We start from the raw sequence: 18,608 nt of genomic DNA, 5'->3' as shown, positions 1-18,608 counted from the left end.
AACGCCGGACGTGGCCGCAGATCAGAGGATGTCGTTCAGCATCCGGCCGACCAGACTCATCATTTCGGGGCGATCGAAGTCACCGTGCGCGCAGTCCACCTCGATCACGTCGATGCGGCCACCGATATACCCGCGCCACGCTTGTTCGAGTTCATTCTTGACATCGATCGTGCGATTTCCGGCCTGGTCCAAAGTCGCGCCGAAGACGGTCAGATCACCGGCGTAGAACGGCGAGGAATAGCCGTCCCACAGTTTGCAGTTGTTGATCAGAACTGTGGTCAACCGCTCCACCAGTTCCTGAATCACCGGCGCGTCGAGCTGTCCGTCGAATCGCTCCTCCGCCCAAGCCCGCACGCCGGCCATGGCCTCCTCGTCGGTCACGTCGAAATCCGCGGCCGATCCGCGCGGCGGCTGGCTGTCCAGCACGCCGACGAAGCCCACTTCCATTCCCCGCCGGGACAATTCGGCCGCCATGGCCTGCGCGACGACCCCGCCGTACGACCAGCCCAGCAGGTGGTAGGGACCTTCGCTCTGCAAGGTCTGCATCCGGTCGATGTAGTCGGCCACCATCTCCGCCATCGACCCCGCCGTCGGACCACCGTCCAGCCCACGGGATTGGATGGCGTAGACCGCCCGATCGGGCAGGTGCCGGCCGAGTTGCTGGTAGAACCAGCCGAGACCGCCACCGGGATGCAGACACCACAGCGGCTTCTGCGTGCCCGAGCCCTTCAGGATCAGCACCGGATCGAAATCCGTTCCCCCGGCGGCCCCTTCGTCGAGCCGCGGCGTCAACAGGGCGACGGTCGGAGCGTCGAAGATCAGCCGGACCGGAACATCGACGCCGACCACCGCCCGGATCCGGCTGGTGAGGCGAGTAGCCAGCAGGGAATGCCCGCCCAACTCGAAGAAGTCGTCGTCGATCCCCACACGCGGGAGGCCGAGGATTTCCGCGAACAGCTCCGCCAGGGTCCGCTCCCGGTCGGTGCGCGGTTCCCGATAGTCCTTGGCGGACAAAAGTTCCGGGTCGGGCAATGCGGCGCGATCGAGCTTTCCGTTGGCGGTCAGCGGCACACTGTCGATCACCAGCACGGTCGCGGGCACCATGAATTCGGGCAACCGCTCGGCCGCCCAGCGCCGCACCTCGGCCGCGAGCATACCGGCCTGCGGATGGTTGGCGTAGACGCTCGGATCTGCCACCGGGCCGGGCGCGATATACGCGTCGGCCAGTGCGCGGCCCTGCGCCGTCGCGGCGTCGACGAAGACCGCGTCCATGTGCCCGGGTTGCGCGGACCAGGTGACCGCGGTGACGTATCCGAGTTGCTGCCCGATCGCGTGCAGATCCTCGGGCACGACACCCACATCGATCCGCGCGGTGCTGTCGGCCACGATTCCTTCGAATCCCACTGCCAGCGGGACGATGTGTCCGGTGGCGGGCACCGGGTCGCCGGACCGGATCCGGTTCGCGGCTTCGAGCTGGCCGGTCAGTCCGGCATGCGGGATCCCGGTTATCCGGATTCCGCCGGGATGGTTGGTGCGCAGCAGCGCACGCAACCAGACATGATCGCGGAACTCGACCTTCGCCGCGTCGGCCACCAAGAGGGCCGCCACCGGGGCGGTGTGCAGGACCACGTCGTAGCGGTACCTGGTCAACTCGTTCACCGCGAATCCGCGTTTGAGCCCGACATCCACGGCCCCGAAGCCGAGCAGCCGATTCAGCGACAGGAAGTACTCGGGCGACAACAGCAATTCCTGTTCGGCGGCGATGTCGCGGCGCACCCGATCGGCCACGACCGCGGCATCGTCGCCGCCGTTGCGGCTGATCTGGACCGCCGTGGTGAACTCCTCCAGCAGCGCCAGATTGCGGATGTCGCCGACGAATACCGCACCGCCGGGTGCCAGCAGCGTCAGTACCTGTTCGAGGACTCGACGCAGATACTGTTCGCTCGGGAAGTACTGGATCACCGAGTTCAGCACGACGGTGTCGAAGTAGTTCTCCGGCAGTCCGGCGGTGTCGTCGGCGCCGCGCACGCTCATCACGACCCGGTCGACCCAGTCCTCGTTCAGCTCGCCCAGCCGTTGGCGCAGCGTGGTGATCGTCGCGGCGGAGAAGTCCGTGGCCCAGTATTCGTCGCAGTCGGGGGCCAGTTGCGACAGCAGCAGGCCCGACCCGACGCCGATCTCCAGCACCCGCCGCGGCGCCAGCCCGCGAATCCGTTCGACGGTGGCCGACCGCCATTCCCGCATCTGGTCCAGCGGAATCGCGGCCCCGGTGTAGCTGCTGTTCCAGCCGCCGAAATCCGCGCCGAACCGAATGCCGCCGGTCGCATCGTCCGCCGGGCCGTCGGGGTCTTCGGCGGAGTACAAGTCGTCGTATACCCGACGCCACTGCCCGACCAGCTCGTCTTCGCCGACCGCGGGCCCGGACCGGTCGGGGACCACGTATCCGACCAGCTGCTTGCCGCCGATGTCGCTGTCGCGCACGACAACCACCGCACGCGACACCGAGGGATGTTGGGCCAGAATCGATTCGACTTCGCCGGGCTCGACTCGGAAGCCGCGGATCTTGACCTGATCATCGACGCGGCCGACGAACTCCAGCGCTCCCGCCGAATTCCAGCGCACCACGTCACCCGTGCGATACAGGCGACCACCGGCCGGATCGAACGGGTCCGCGACGAAGCGGGTGGCGGTCAGCCCGGTCCTACCCTGGTATCCGCGGGCCAACTGCTCGCCGGCGACATACAGCTCACCGGCGACCCCGGTCGGCACCGGCATCAACCACGCATCCAGCACGTAGGCACGCATATTGACCAGCGGCCGCCCGATCGGCACCGACCCCTCGACTGCCGGGTCGGCGGCGAAGGTCGTCGCGAATACCGTGGTCTCCGTCGGACCGTAGCCATTGAGCACCTGAACATCCGCAGCGACCGCCTGTACCCGGCGCACCAATGTCGAGGCGAGTTCAGCACCACCGGCGATCACCTGCGTCAGTCCCTGGAAAGCATTGCCGGGCAGCGTTTCCGCGTGATCCAACAGCACCGACAACAGCGCCGGTGTCACGAACAGACGGGTAACCGAGCGAGTGGCAATCAGGTCCAGCATTTCCGTTGGGTCCGAACGCAACTCACCCGCCAACACCAAACCGCCGCCGGCACACAACGCCGCCCACATCTCGTAGGTCGAGGCATCGAACGCCATCGACGAGTGCACCAGCACCCGCTCGGCGGAACCGGGCAACCACCCCTGGGACACGTGATTCACGACGTTCCGGTGCGTAACCCCAACGCCTTTCGGGACACCGGTCGAACCGGACGTGTAGATCACGTAGGCCAGATTCTGTGCCCGCGCCGGAACCCGGACAGCCGGATGCCCCGCATCCACGACGCCGGCCTCGTCCAGCAACAGTCGCGGCGCGGACGTTTCCGGCAACGCCTCGGCGATGGCCGGATCGACTACGACCACGACCGGTGCCGCGTCGGTCAGGATGAACGCCAACCGATCCGACGGATACGCCGGATCTATCGGCAGATACGCACCACCGGCCTTCAACACCGCGAGCAACGCCACGATCAACTCCACCGACCGAGGCACCGCCACGGCCACGATGCTGTCCGGCCGCACACCACGCGAAACCAGCACTCGCGCAAGCCGATCGGCACGAGCATCCAACTCGCGATAGGACACCTCGGTGTTCGAGTGGATCGCGGCGACCGCGTCGGGCGTCCATGCGACCTGCGCCTCGAACAACCCCACCACGGTGAGATCCGGTTCGATCGCGACCGCGGTTTGGTTCCACCGCCGCAACACCACGTCGCGCTCGGCGGTGTCGAGTACATCGACGGCCCCCACCGGTGCACCCGGATCCGCCACCATCGCCGTCAGCATCCGGACGAACCGCGCGGCCAGCGTCTCGACCGTGCCGCGATCGAACAGCTCGGTCGCGTACTCGATGAGCCCGCTCCACGGATAGCCCGCGGGCGCGTCCCCGATATTGAAGAACAGGTCGAACCGGGAGGCGCCGATGGACGCGGCGTAGGGCTCGAACCGGACGCCCGGCAGCTCCAGGCTGGCCAGGTTGTTGTTCTGGAAGGCCAACGTCACCTGGAACAGCGCGTGCCGGGCAGCCGAGCGGACCGGATTGAGCAGCTCCACGAGCAGCTCGAACGGCGCGTCCTGGTTCTCGTAGGCGGCCAACGCCTTCGTCCTGACCTGCCCGAGCACCTCGGCGCACGAGGCCGACGGCGAGATCCTGGTCCGCAACACCCAGGTGTTGACGAAGAACCCGACCAGTTCCGCCAGCGCCTCGTCGGTGCGGCCGGCGATCGGCGAGCCGAGCGGAATGTCCTCTCCGGCACCGAGTTTGAACAACAGCATGGCCAGCGCCGATTGCAGCACCATCGACACGGTCGCGCCCTCGCGCGCCGCCAGCCGCTCCACCCCGGCCCGCAGCCCGGGATCGATGTCGAACATCACCATGTCGCCGCGATAGCTGGCCACCCGCGGCCGCGGCCGATCGGTCGGCAACCGCAGCTGCTCGGGCAAGTCGTCCAGCTCGCCGCGCCAGTACTCGAACTGCTGCGCCAGCAGGCTGTCCGGATCCTCGGCTGAACCAAGCAGTTCGTGCTGCCACAGCGTGTAATCCGCGTACTGCACCGGCAGCGATTCCCACTCCGGCGCCCGGTCCTGAACGCGGGCCGCATACGCCACCGACAGGTCACGCAGCAACGGCGCCATCGACCAGCCGTCGCCGGCGATGTGGTGGATCACCAGCACCACCACGCAATCCTCGGTGCCGGGACGCACCACCGTGACCCGGATCGGGATCTGGCCGGCCAGGTCGAACCCGAACCGCACGGCCGCGTGCACCGCGGCATCCAGCTCGGCGGGGTCCGCGTCGGTGACGACCACCGGCACCTCGATCGAGTCCGCGTCGAGCACCTGCTGTGCGGGCGTGCCGTCCACCTCGACGAAGATCGTGCGCAGGCTCTCGTGCCGGGCGATCACGTCGCGGATCGCGGCACGCAGCACCGAAACGTCCAGTCCACGCATCCGCACCGCCAGCGGAATGTTGTAGGTCGCCGACGGTCCCTCCAGCCGATGGATGAACCACAACCGCCGCTGGGCGTAGGACGCTGGCACCACGTCCGGGCGCGAGTGGGCCACCAGCGTGGGGCGCATCCGCACGTCGGCGTCGAGCCGGGTCGCCAGCCGTGCCACCGTCGGCGCGTCGAAGACCGTCCGGATCGGCACCTCGATCCCGAGCTCCGCGCGGATCCGGCCGGCCAGCCGGGTGGCGGACAGGGAGTGGCCGCCCAACTCGAAGAAGTTGTCGTCTATCCCGACCCGGTCGCGGCCGAGGACCTCGCCGAACAACGCGGCCAGCACCCGTTCGTCGTCGCCGCGCGGCGCGCGATACTCCGCGGACGAGGCGAACTCCGGCATCGGCAGCGCCTGCCGATCCACCTTGCCCGCGACGGTCAACGGCACCGAGTCGAGCACCAGCACCGCCGACGGCACCATGTAGTCGGGCAACAGCTCGGCCACGAATCGGCGTACCTGTCCCGGGTCCAGCGCGGTCGAGACGGTGCGATCGGTGACCACGTAGCCGACCAGTTGTTTGCCGCCTGCCTCGGTGTCGTGCGCTACCACGAGCGCCTGCGATACCGAAGGATGCTGCGCCAGCACGCTTTCGACCTCGCCGGGCTCGATCCGGAAGCCACGGATCTTGACCTGATCGTCGACCCGGCCCAGGAATTCCAGCTGCCCGGAGCCGTTCCAGCGCACCACATCGCCGGTGCGGTACAGCCGGCCGCCGCCCGCCGGATCGAACGGATCGGCCACGAAACGGGTCGCCGTGAGTCCTGGCCGGCCGTAATACCCTCGCGCCGTTTGGGATCCGGCGATGTACAGCTCACCGGCGGTCCCGATCGGCGTCGGCGTCAGCCACGCGTCCAGGACGTACGCCCGCACACCGGCCAGCGGTCGCCCGATCGGCACCGCCCCGGTCCGCATGGTCGCGGCGTCGGCCAGGCATACCGTGGCGAACACCGTCTCCTCGGTCGGACCGTAACCGTTGACCACCTCGATGTCGGGCGCGATTGCCCACACTCGGCGCGCGAGCGCCGCGGACACCTCTGCCCCACCGGCGACCACCTGTGCCACGGTCCGGAACGGATTGCCCGGCATGGCTTCGACTCGATCGAGCAGCACCGGCAGCAGGCCCGGCGTCGAGAACACCCGCGTCACCACCTTGGCCTCGATCAATTCGACCATTTCGGCGGGGTCCGAACGCGGCGCGTCGGTCAGGACGAGTGCGTGACCGTCGCACAGGGTCGGCCAGATCTCGTAGGTCGAGACGTCGAACGACACCGAGGTGTGCATCAGCACCCGCTCGTTCGGGCCGGTCGACCATTTCTGCATGACCAGGTTGGCCACGTTGCGGTGCGTGATGGCAACGCCTTTGGGCACCCCGGTGGAGCCCGAGGTGTAGATCAGATACGCCAGGTTCTGCGGCCCAGCCGCGATGCGACCGGCGGGTTCCGCCATGTCGAGTTGGTCGGCCGTGTCGAGATAGATTCGTGGCGTTGATGTTTCGGGCAGGATGCTCGCCGTGGCACGGTCGGTCAGCACGACGACCGGCGCGGCATCGGTGAGGATGAACGCCAACCGATCCGACGGATAGGCCGGATCGATCGGCAGATACGCACCACCCGCTTTCAGCACCGCGAGCAAGGCCACGATCAACTCCACCGACCGAGGCACCGCCACGGCCACGATGCTGTCCGGCCGCACACCCCGCGAAACCAGCGCTCGCGCAAGCTGATCGGCGCGGGCTTCGAGTTCCGCATACGACACCTCGATACCAGTGCCGATCAGGGCGACCGCATCCGGCGTCCGGGCGGCCTGAGTTTCGAACAGTCCCACCAGGGTTCGACCCGGCTCGACCGAGGCGGCGGTGTCGTTCCACCGGCGCAACACCAACTCGCGTTCGTCGGCGCCGAGCAGGTCGATCGACCGCACCGGGATGCCCGGATCCGCGACCACCTGCCGCAGGATCCGCACCAGCCGGTCCGCCATGGACTCGACCGCCGGCCGACCGAACGAGGCCGGGTGATATTCGAGCTGGAGAGTCAGGGTGGGCGCGGTATTCGCGATGACGGTCATCGGATAGTGCGTAGGCGCGTTCGGACGGGCGGCGCTGATGGCGAGGCCGCCGGTAGTCGTGGCTTCGCCGATTCCGGTGTGGTCGATGGGATAGGACTCGAACGCGATCAGGGTGTCGAAGAGGACATGCACCCCGACGGCCTGATGGATGTCGCTCAAACCGACATGGTGATGGTCCAGCAACGCGGTCTGCCGAGCCTGCAAATCCGTCAGCAGTTCGGCGAGGGTGCCGCGGGGGTCGAAACGCACCCGGACGGGCACCGTATTGATGAACAACCCGACCATCGAATTCACCCCGGCGATCGCCGGCGGCCGACCGGAAACGGTGGCGCCTGCGATCACATCGTGGCTGCCCGTTGCCGCGGCCAGGAGAATCCCCCACGCGCCCTGCACCACGGTGCTCAGGGTCGTCCCGAGTTCCGTGGCCCGCCGGGTCAACTCCAGTGCCGTCGCCGAGGACAGCGGCACCTCGACCCGGTCCACTTCCGGCAGCCCGGAACCCTCGCTTGCGCCGCCGACGCTGTCGGCGAGCAGCGTGGGCTCGCGGACACCGTCGAGTTCCCGACGCCACGCCCGCACGCCCGCGTCGGCGTCCTGCTCCCCCAACCACTTCAAGAACTCTTTGTATTCGGCAACCGGCGGCAGCACACCGGACCCGCCATACAGCCGGAACAGATCCACGACCAGCAGCGGCAATGACCACCCGTCGACAAGCACGTGATGCGCGGTCAACACCAATTCCGACCGATCCGCACTCAATCGCACCAACATCAACCGCAACAACGGCGGAGCCGTCACATCGAAATGCGCATCCCGATCCTCGGCCAGCAGTTGCTGCAAAGCCGCATCCCGTGCATTTTCGGCCAGTCCACTCAAATCCTCCACACGCCAGGGCAATTCCACCCGGTCCAGCACAACCTGAACCGCGTCGCCTCGGCGATCGGAAACGAACCCCACCCGCAGATTCGCGTACCGGTCCAATATCCCTTGACCGGCCGCCCGCATACGTTCAGCATCGACCTGGCCATCCAGGCCGAACACGATCTGCATGTGGTACGCATCGAATCCGGACCCGGCCAATACCTGATGGAACAACAGCCCGGACTGCATGGAGGTCAGCGGCCACACGTCCACCAAACCCGGATACCGGTCTTCCAGCACCTCGATCTCGTTCTGCGGCAAACCCTTCGACAGCACGTCGGAGGGCGACAGGCCACCGCCGCCCGCTGACACATGCCCGGCCAAACCGGCCACCGCGTCCCGCCACAGGTCAGCCAGTTCCTGTATCTCGTTCTCGGCCAGCACTTCCGCGGGCGCGGCGAACACCGCCTGCAACACCGGTCCGTCGCCGGTGTCGAGCACGATCGTGTTGACATCCAGCACCGCCATCGCGGGCATCGCCGCCAACGCCGGATCGACCGGGCTGATCAGTTGCCCGGCGTCGACCGACGGGGTCCAGCCCGCGCCGCGCAGCCGATGCGGCAGCAGATCCGTCGAGGTGAACCGGCCGAGGTAGTTGAACCCGATCTGCCCTGCCGAATACTGTTCCAGCACTTGCTCGGTCGCGGGATTCAGGTACCGCAGCAAGCCGTACCCCATGCCCTTGTCCGGCACCGCGCGCAACTGTTCCTTCACCGACTTGACCAACGCGCCCGCGGCCGGGCCGCCGGCACACAGGTCGTCCCACGCTGCCGTGGGCGTGGTCAGCCGAACCGGGAACATGCTGGTGAACCAGCCGACGGTCGTCGACAGATCCGCGCCGGGAACGACGTCTTCCTCGCGACCGTGGCCCTCCAACCGGATCAGCACCGAGGCCTCGCGGACACCCCTGCGCTCACGCCAGCGCTGCACGGCGACCGTCAGGGCCGCCAGCAGGCCGTCTTCGACGCCGCCGTGGAATGCGGCAGGCAACGTGGTCAGCAGCACCTCGGTGGCCGCCACCGGAATACGCACCAGCGCATGACCGGCTTCGGCCATCACATCGATGGCCGGATCCAGTGGCCTGCGGCCGAGCATCGGATCGGGGCCGTCCAGAACCGAACGCCACCAGGACAACTCCGCCACTCGCTCCGGCCGGCTCGCCTGCTCCACCAAACCGTGCGCCCACCGCCGCATCGAGTTTCCCGACCGCGCCAGCACCGGCGTCAGCCCGGTCGACACGTCCTGCCAGGCGTTCGCCAAGTCCGGCAACAGAATTCGCCACGACACGCCGTCGACCACCAGGTGGTGCGCCACTATCGCCAGCCACCCCGCCCGACCGGGGCCCGCGTCGAACCACACGAACTGCGCCATGACGCCCGCCGCCGGGGCCAACCGGCCCACGGCAGTTCCCATCTCCGACACCACGAATGCCGAGATGTCGTCCACCCCGGCCACCGATACGCGGGATACCAGCCCGTCCACGTCCACCGAACCCACCGGCCCCACGTCGAGCCCGGCCCCACGTTTGTCATCGACCAGTCGTGCGCGCAACATGTCGTGGCGATCGATCACCGCCGACAATGTCGCGACCAACCCGGCCCGATCGATGCCTACCGGCAGATCCAGCACCATCGACTGGGTGAAACTGTCGAAGCCGCCACCCAGGTTCCGCACGAACCGGGCGACCGGCAGCAACGGCATCCACCCCACCGCGCCGGTGGGCAATTCCGCCAATACCGGGCCGGTGACTTCGCGCCCGGCCGCGATGGCGGCCAAGGCCCCGGCGGTCTGGTATTCGAACACCTCGCGTGGCGTGACCTCGACGCCCAACTCGCGTGCTCGCGACACCACCTGAATCGAACGGATGCTGTCGCCGCCCAGCTCGAAGAAGCTGTCGTCCACGCCTACTCGGTCGAGGCCGAGCACCTCGGCGAATACCGATACCAGGACCCCTTCCTCCGTCGACACCGGTGCCCGGTACGCCCGTGACGACGTCAGTTCCGGGTCGGGCAGAGCCTTGTGGTCCACTTTGCCGTTCGCGGTCAACGGCACCGCGTCGATTACCATCACCGCCGTCGGCACCATGAAGTCGGGCAGCCGCTCGGCGACGAAGTCACGGACCTGCGCGCCGTCGACCGATCCGGTCCGATCGGCGACTACGTACCCGATCAGCTGCTTGTTGCCGGTATCGGTACCGCGCACAACCACCAACGCACGCGACACCGAGGGATGTTGCGCCAGAATCGATTCGACCTCGCCCGGCTCGACTCGGAAGCCACGGATCTTCACCTGATCATCGACGCGGCCGACGAACTCCAGCGCTCCCGCCGAACTCCAGCGCACCACGTCACCCGTGCGATACAGGCGACCACCCGCCGGGTCGAACGGGTCGGCCACGAACCGTACCGCGGTCAGCGCCGCCTGACCTTGATAGCCCCGCGCCAACTGGGTTCCGGCGATGTACAACTCACCCGCGACACCCACCGGCACCGGTGCCAGCATCGAGTCCAGCACGTAGGTCCGCATATTGACCAGCGGTCGTCCGATCGGCACCGACCCCTCGTTGGCCGGATCGGCAGTGAAGGTCGTCGCGAATACCGTGGTCTCCGTCGGACCGTAACCATTGACGATCTCTACGCCCTCGGCGAGGTGATGTACCCGGCGGACCAATGTCGAGGAGAGTTCGGCACCGCCGGCGATCACCTGGCTCAGTCGCGCAAATGGATTGCCGGGCAGCGTTTCCGCGTGATCAAGCAGCACCGACAACAGCGCCGGAGTCGCGAACAGCCTTGTGACCGCACGATTCGCGACCAGGTCCAGCATTTCCGTTGGGTCCGAGCGCAACTCACCCGCCAACACCAAACTGCCGCCGGCGCACAACGCCGCCCACATCTCATAGGTCGAGGCGTCGAACGCCATCGAAGAGTGCACCAGGACCCGCTCGGAGGAACCCGGCAGCCAACCCTGGGACACGTGATTCACGACGTTCCGGTGTGTGACACCAACGCCTTTGGGCGTACCGGTCGAGCCAGACGTGTAGATCACGTAGGCGAGATTCTGCGGCTTCGGCGAGGCACCGACACCTGCCTGGCTCTCCACAATCTCGAGGGCGTCGAGGTACACCCTCGGCGTTGTCGTATCGGGCAGGGTGTCCGCGGTCGCACGGTCGGTTACCACAACCACCGGCGCGGCGTCAGAGAGGATGAACGCCAACCGATCCGACGGATAGGCCGGATCGATCGGCAGATACGCACCACCTGCCTTCGAGACCGCCAGCACCGCCACGATCAAGTCCGCCGACCGCGGCACCGCCACGGCGACAATGCTGTCCGGCCCGACCTGGCGCGAAATCAGCACTCGCGCAAGCTTGTCGGCCCGATTGTCGAGTTCGCGATAGGACACTTCCGCGTTCGCGAAGGTGAGTGCGACCGCGTCCGGCGTCTGGGCAACCTGCGCCTCGAACAGTTCGACGAGCGTGGTGTCGCGGATTTCGCCGCCGGTGTCGTTCCACCGACGCAGCACGAGTTCGCGCTCGTCGGCACCGAGAATATCGATGGAGGTCACCGGCACATCCGGGTCCGCAACCACTTGGCCCAGAATCCACACCAAGCGATCAGCCATCGATTCGACCGCGGCCCGGCCGAATTCATCGGTGCGGTAGTCGAAATACAGCGTCAAGGTCGGTGCGGCACCGGCGATCACCGTCAACGGATAGTGCGTCGACGAGGTCGGGCGCAGGTCGCTGATGGCGATGCCGCTGGTGTCGGTGGCCGCCGCGATCCCGGTCCGGTCGACGGGGTAGGACTCGAACGCGATCAAGGTGTCGAAGAGGACGTTCACCCCGACGGCCTGATGAATATCGCTCAAACCGACATGGTGATAGTCCAGCAGCGCGGACTGACGGGCCTGCAAGCCGGTCAGCAGATCGGCAAGCGAGTCATGCGGACCGAACCGCACCCGGACCGGCACGGTATTGATGAACAGACCCACCATCGAGTCCACGCCGGCGATAGTCGCCGGTCGACCCGACACGGTGGCACCGACGATGACGTCATGCCGCCCGGTCAAAGTAGCGAGCAGAATCCCCCACGCGGCCTGGACGACCGTGTTCACCGTGATTCCGAGTTCGCCTGCCCGCCTGCCCAATGCCGTACCAGTCTCGGCGGTCAGCGGTACCTCGACCCGTTCGACACCTGCGGTACTGCCCGCGCCGCGCACACTGTCCGCGAGCAGGGTCGGTTCGTGCACGCCGTCGAGTTCATGCCGCCACGCTTGCACGCCGGCTTCGGCGTCCTGCTCCCCCAACCACTTCAAGAACTGCTTGTACGCGGGGGCTTGCGGCAGATCCGTCGCCGACCCGGCAGATCCGTAGAGCCGCAACAGCTCTCGGATCAGCAGCGGCAGCGACCAGCCATCCAGCAGCACATGATGGGCGGTCAACACCAACTCGGCCTGCCGGTCGCTCAACACCACCAGCGTCAATCGCAGCAACGGCGGAACCGTCATATCGAAATGCGCGCGTTGATCTTCGACGAACAGCCGCGCCGACGCGGCATCCCGCCCGGCCTGGTCGAGGTGCCGCAAATCCACCACCCGCCAGGGCAATTCGACGTCCGCCACGACGACCTGAACCGACTTGCCTTGCGGGGCAGCGGCAAAGCCCACCCGCAGATTCGGATACCGATCCAGCAGCCCCTGGCCCGCCGCCCGCATCCGTTCCGGATCCACCTGTCCGGCGAGTCCGAAGACGACCTGCATGTGATACGCGTCGAAACCCGGCTCGGCCAGGGCCTGGTGGAACAGCAGCCCCGACTGCATCGGGGTCAGCGGCCACACATCCACCAGCCCCGGATACCGGGTCTCCAGCGCCTCGACCGCACCCTGGTCCACCCCATCGAACAACACGTCCGATGGCGTCAGGCCCCCTGCGCCCGGCGTCTCGGCGTGCCGTACGAATCCCGTCAGCGCCCTGCGCCACAGATCGGCGAGGTCCTCGGTCTCCGCCTCCTCCAACACCCCGGCCGGTGTCGCGAACACGGCTTGCAGGACCGGGCCCTCCTCGGAGTCGACGACCATCGCGCTGACGTCCAGCACCGCCATCGCCGGCATCGCCGGATCAAGGGCGGCATTCGCACCCGCGGCGTCCTCGACCGGGCCCCACGCCGTGCTCTGCGATCGCTGCGGCAACAGATCCGCGGAGGTGAGCCGACCGAGGTAGTTGAACCCGATCTGCCCGGCCGAATACCTTTGCAGCACAGCGGCGGTGTCCGGGTTGAGGTATCGCAACAACCCGTATCCCATGCCCTTGTCCGGCACGGACCGCAACTGCTCCTTGATCGATTTGAACACGGCACCGGCAGCGGGACCACCGGCGCACAGCTGTTCCCATTCCGTCGCGGTCGCCGCCAAGCGCACCGGGAACATGCTGGTGAACCAGCCGACCGTGCTGGACAGGTCGGCGCCGGGAACGGTGTCCTCTTCGCGCCCATGGCCTTCCAACCGGATCAACACAGACTCCTGGCCCATGCCGTGGGTGTGCCGCCAGCGGATAACCGCGGCCGCCAAGGCCGCGAGCAATCCGTCCTCGACCCCGCCGTGGAACAGCGCGGGCAAGGAGGTCAGCAATACTTCGGTGTCGGCGACCGGAATCTGCACGCTCACGTGGTCCAACGTCGACATGACGTCGACCGCCGGGTCCAATGGCCGGGTGCCCAATGTCGGATCGGGTCCGTCGAGAACCGAACGCCACCAAGACAATTGCTCCACCAGCCGCGGGGCCCGCGCTTGCTCGACGAGTCCGTGCGCCCACCGCCGCAGCGATGTGCCGGTCTCCGCCAGCACCGGCGACAGACCCGCCGACACGTCCTGCCACGCAGACGCCAAGTCCGGCAACAGAATCCGCCAGGACACGCCGTCGATCACCAGATGATGCGCGACGACCGAGAGCGATCCCGTCCGCGTGGGTCCGCCGTCGAACCAGACGAATTGCAGCATCACACCGGCCGCCGGAGCCAGCCGATCCACCGCCGCACGCACATGCGAGGCAACCACCTCTGCATGCAGTTCGCCGACAGACGCTTCGACACGGTGCAGCAAACCGTCCACATCGATCGAACCCGTCTGTGCCACCTCCAGCCCCGCACCACGCTCGTCGTCGACCAACCGCGACCGCAACACATCGTGCCGATCGATCACCGCGGCCAACGTCGCCACCAAGCCCGCTCGATCAATCCCCACCGGCAGCTCGAGCAACAGCGACTGCGTGAAACTGTCGAACCCCGCACCCAACTCCCGCACGAACCGAGCCACCGGCAGCAACGGCAACCAGCCCACGCCACCACCGGTCAACTCCGCCAAGACCGGCACGGACGTGTCCCGACCGGCAGCAACGGCGGCCAACGCGGCAGCCGTCTTGTGCTCGAACACTTCCCGCGGGCTGATGTCGACGCCCAGCGCCCGAGCCCGCGACACCACCTGAATCGAGCGGATGCTGTCGCCGCCGAGTTCGAAGAAGCTGTCGTCCACGCCGACCAGGTCGCGGCCCAACAGCTCGGCGAACACGGTGGTCAAGACCTGCTCTTCGGTGCTGCGGGGCGCGCGATACCGCGCCGAGGAGGTGATCTCCGGCTCCGGCAGCGCGGCGTGATCGAGCTTTCCGTTCGCGGTCAGCGGTATCGAGTCGATGACCAGCACCACGGTCGGGACCATGTAGTCCGGCAGCCGTTCGGCGACGAACCCGCGCACCTCCGCGCCGTCGAGCGCGGACCCGTCGGCGACTACGTAGCCGATCAGTTGTTTGCCACCGCCGGTCTCGCGAGCAACGACCACCGCTTGGGACACCAAAGGATGCTGTGCCAGAACGGTTTCGATTTCAGCGGGCTCGACGCGGAAACCGCGGATCTTGACCTGATCATCGATCCGGCCGACGAACTCCAACTGCCCCTGACTGTTCCAGCGCACCACGTCGCCGGTGCGATACAACCGGCCACCGGCGGTATCGAACGGATCGGCCACGAACCGCGCGGAGGTCAGGCCTGCTCGGCCGAGGTAGCCGCGGCCCAATTGCACGCCGGCCACATACAACTCACCGGTGACGCCGACCGGGACCGGCACCAACCAGGAGTCGAGCACGAATACCCGGACGTTCCCCATCGGCCGGCCGATGGGAACTGCGCCACCGATAGCCACGCCGGCGTCGTAATCGGTGACGCACGCGGTGGTTTCGGTCGGCCCGTACCCGTTCATCACCTGGGCATCGGGGTACTGGGCGTTCAGTCGATCCACGACAGCCGCGGTCAGCTCGGCACCGCCGGCGATGATCCGTCGCAGTGTCCGCAACGGGTTGTCGGGCAACGACTCCACGTGTTCGACCAAGGCCGACAGCAGCGGTGGTGTGGTGAACATCTTCGTCACCGACCGGCCGGCGATCAACCCCGTGACCTCGTCCAGGTCCGACCGCGCCGCATCGGCCAGCACCAATGTCGCGCCACCGCACAAGGTAGGCCAGATCTCGTAGGTGGAGGCATCGAAGGCGATGGACGAGTGCACCAGCACCCGGTCCTCAGGAGCGACCGACCAGGCCTGAGCGACCAGGTTCACCACGTTACGGTGCGTGATACCAACGCCTTTGGGGACACCGGTCGAACCGGACGTGTAGATCACGTAGGCCAGGTTCTGCGGTGCCACCGCGACGGTCCGACCCGGTATACCGCTGGATTCGAGGGCGTCGAGGTGAAGGTGCGGAGTTTCGCTGTGCGGCAAACCCTTCGCAGTGCCGGTATCGGTCACGATGACGACCGGGGCAGCATCGGCGAGGATGAAAGACAACCGATCCGACGGATACCCCGGATCGATCGGCAGATACCCGCCGCCCGCCTTCAGGACCGCCAGCAGCGCCATGATCAGGTCGACCGATCGTGGCAAGGCCACCGCGACAACACCATCCGGCCGTACCCCGCGCGCGATCATGATCTGCGCGAGCCGATCAGCCCGGGCATTCAGCTCCCGATAGGACACCTCGACCGAACCGCTGAGCACGGCAGTCGCATTCGGAGTCGCGGCGACCTGCGCCTCGAACAACCCGATCAGGGTGGTGTCCTGGACCTCGACGGCGGTGTCGTTCCACCCACGCAACACCATCGCCCGCTCATCGGCGTCGAGCACATCGATCGAACCCACTGCTGCCGCGGGGTCGGATACGACCAGCTCCAGCGTCCGCACCAACCGCGCGACCATCGTCTCGACCGTGGACCGATCGAACAGCTCGGTGGCGTACTCCACCAATCCGTTCCACGGCTGACCGGCCGCCGAGTCGGCGATATTGAAGAACAGGTCGAACCGCGCGGTCGTCACGGACGCGTCGTACGGTTCGAATCGAACCCCGGGCAGCGCCAAGGTGGGCAGGGTGTTGTTCTGGAAGGCGAGAGATACCTGGAACAGCGGGTGATGCGCCGCCGATCGGGCCGGGTTGAGCAACTCCACCAGCAGCTCGAACGGGACGTCCTGATTCTCGTACCCCGCCAAGGCTTTCACCCGGACCTGGCCCACGATCTCGGCGAACGACGTTCCCGGCGATACCTTCGTCCGCAGCACCCAGGTGTTGACGAAGAAGCCCACCAGATCGGTCAGGGCATCGTCGGTCCGCCCAGCGATCGGCGAGCCGAGCGGAATGTCCTTCCCCGCACCGAGTTTGAACAACAGCACGGCCAAGGCCGACTGCAACACCATCGATACCGTGGCACCTTCACGACCGGCCAACCGCTCCACTTCAGCGCGCAGCGACGGATCGATATCGAAGGCGACCATGTCCCCGCGATAGCCGGCGACCCGCGGTCGCGGCCGATCGGTCGGCAACCGCAGCTGCTCCGGCAACTCGTCGAGTTCGGTACGCCAATAGTCGAATTGCCGAGACAGCAGGCTGTCCGGATCGGTCGATGACCCGAGCATTTCCTGCTGCCACAGCGTGTAATCCACGTACTGCACCGGCAACGGGCTCCACTGCGGCCCGCGCCCCTCGATGCGCGCCGCATACGCCACCGACAGGTCCCGCAGCAACGGACCGGCCGACCAACCGTCACCAGCGATGTGATGGATCAACAGAACCAACACGCACTCGTCGGCGCAACACCGAAACACGGTGGTGCGGACGGGAATCTCCGCCGACAGATCGAATCCGTAGCCCATTGCCGCAGCGACCGCGGCGTCCACCTCGGCTGGATCGACGTCGGTCACCGCGATGGGCACGTCGACGCCGTCCGCCTCGAGCACCCGCTGGGCGGGCACGCCATCGTCTTCGATGAAGATCGTGCGCAAACTCTCGTGCCGCGCAACGACATCCCCGATCGCGGCGCGCAGCGCCGACTCGTCCACCCCGTGTAACCGCACCACCAGCGGCATGTTGTAGGTCGCCGAAGGCCCTTCCAGCCGGTGGATGAACCACAACCGCCGTTGCGCGAACGACAATGGAACCGTCTCGGGGCGCTGCCGAGCCAGCAACGCCGGACGCAGCCGAGTGCGGTCCTCGAGCCGAGTCGCCAACTGCGCCACCGTGGGAGCGTCGAACACCGTCCGAATCGGCACCTCGGCGCCCAGGACGACGCGAATCCGGCTGACCAGCCGGGTGGCCAGCAGCGAATGGCCGCCGAGCGCGAAGAAGCTGTCGTCGATGCCGACCCGGTCGAGTCCGAGGATCTCGGCGAACAACGCGGCCAGCATCTGCTCCTGGATGGTCGTCGGCGGCCGATACGCCACCGTCGACCGGAGATCCGGCACCGGCAGCGCCTCGCGATCCAGCTTCCCGTTCGTGGTCGACGGCACCGAGTCGATCACCAGCACCACCGCGGGCACCATGAAGTCCGGCAGCCGCTCGGCCACGAACCGGCGCACCTCCGCGCCCGCGAGCCCGTTGCCCTCGACGGAACTGGATCGGTCGGCGACCACGTAGCCGACCAACTGCTTCCCGCCCTCGGCGTCCCGCGCCACCACGACCGCCTGGGCGACCGAAGGGTGTTGTACCAGTGCGGTTTCGACCTCACCGGGCTCGACCCGGAAACCACGGATCTTGACCTGATCGTCGACCCGGCCCGCGAACTCCAACACTCCGTCCGCGGTCCACCGCACCACGTCACCGGTGCGATACAGCCGGCCACCGGACGGATCGAACGGATCGGCCACGAACCGGCCTGCGGTCAGCCCGGGCCGCCCGTGATAACCCCGCGCCAGCTGGGCGCTGGACACATACAACTCACCGGGCACCCCCACCGGAACCGGCGCCAGCCACGAGTCCAGCACGAACACCTGGGTATTGGCCACCGGCACACCGATCGGCACCAGCGCATCCACCACGTCGTCGGGCACGACGAATGCCGTCACATCGACCGTCGCCTCGGTCGGGCCGTACAGGTTGTCGATCCGACCGACCCCGCATTTGGTCTTGAGCGCGTCGACGAGTCCCGAGGTGAGCGTGTCCGCGCCGGTATTCACCTGCCGCAGACTCCGGAATGGATTGTCGGGCAACGATTCCA

The 18,608-nt window shown here is 67.3% G+C and carries 1 protein-coding gene (cut by a window edge); it reads right to left on the bottom strand.

The genetic code is table 11. The features are described from left to right. Positions 1 to 21 precede the first annotated feature (21 nt). A protein-coding gene (locus AB0M22_RS27410) for a non-ribosomal peptide synthase/polyketide synthase (RefSeq protein WP_364733996.1) crosses the window boundary here: on the bottom strand, positions 22 to 18,608 show its 3' portion. The gene runs 2,113 nt beyond the window's last position; the window shows 18,587 of its 20,700 coding nt (coding positions 2,114-20,700); its start codon lies beyond the right edge, outside the window — the gene reads right to left on this strand; the stop codon is at positions 22 to 24.

The organism is Nocardia sp. NPDC051756, assembly GCF_040681495.1.
GTDB lineage: Bacteria > Actinomycetota > Actinomycetes > Mycobacteriales > Mycobacteriaceae > Nocardia.
This window is presented reverse-complemented; position numbering and strand designations above follow the sequence as displayed.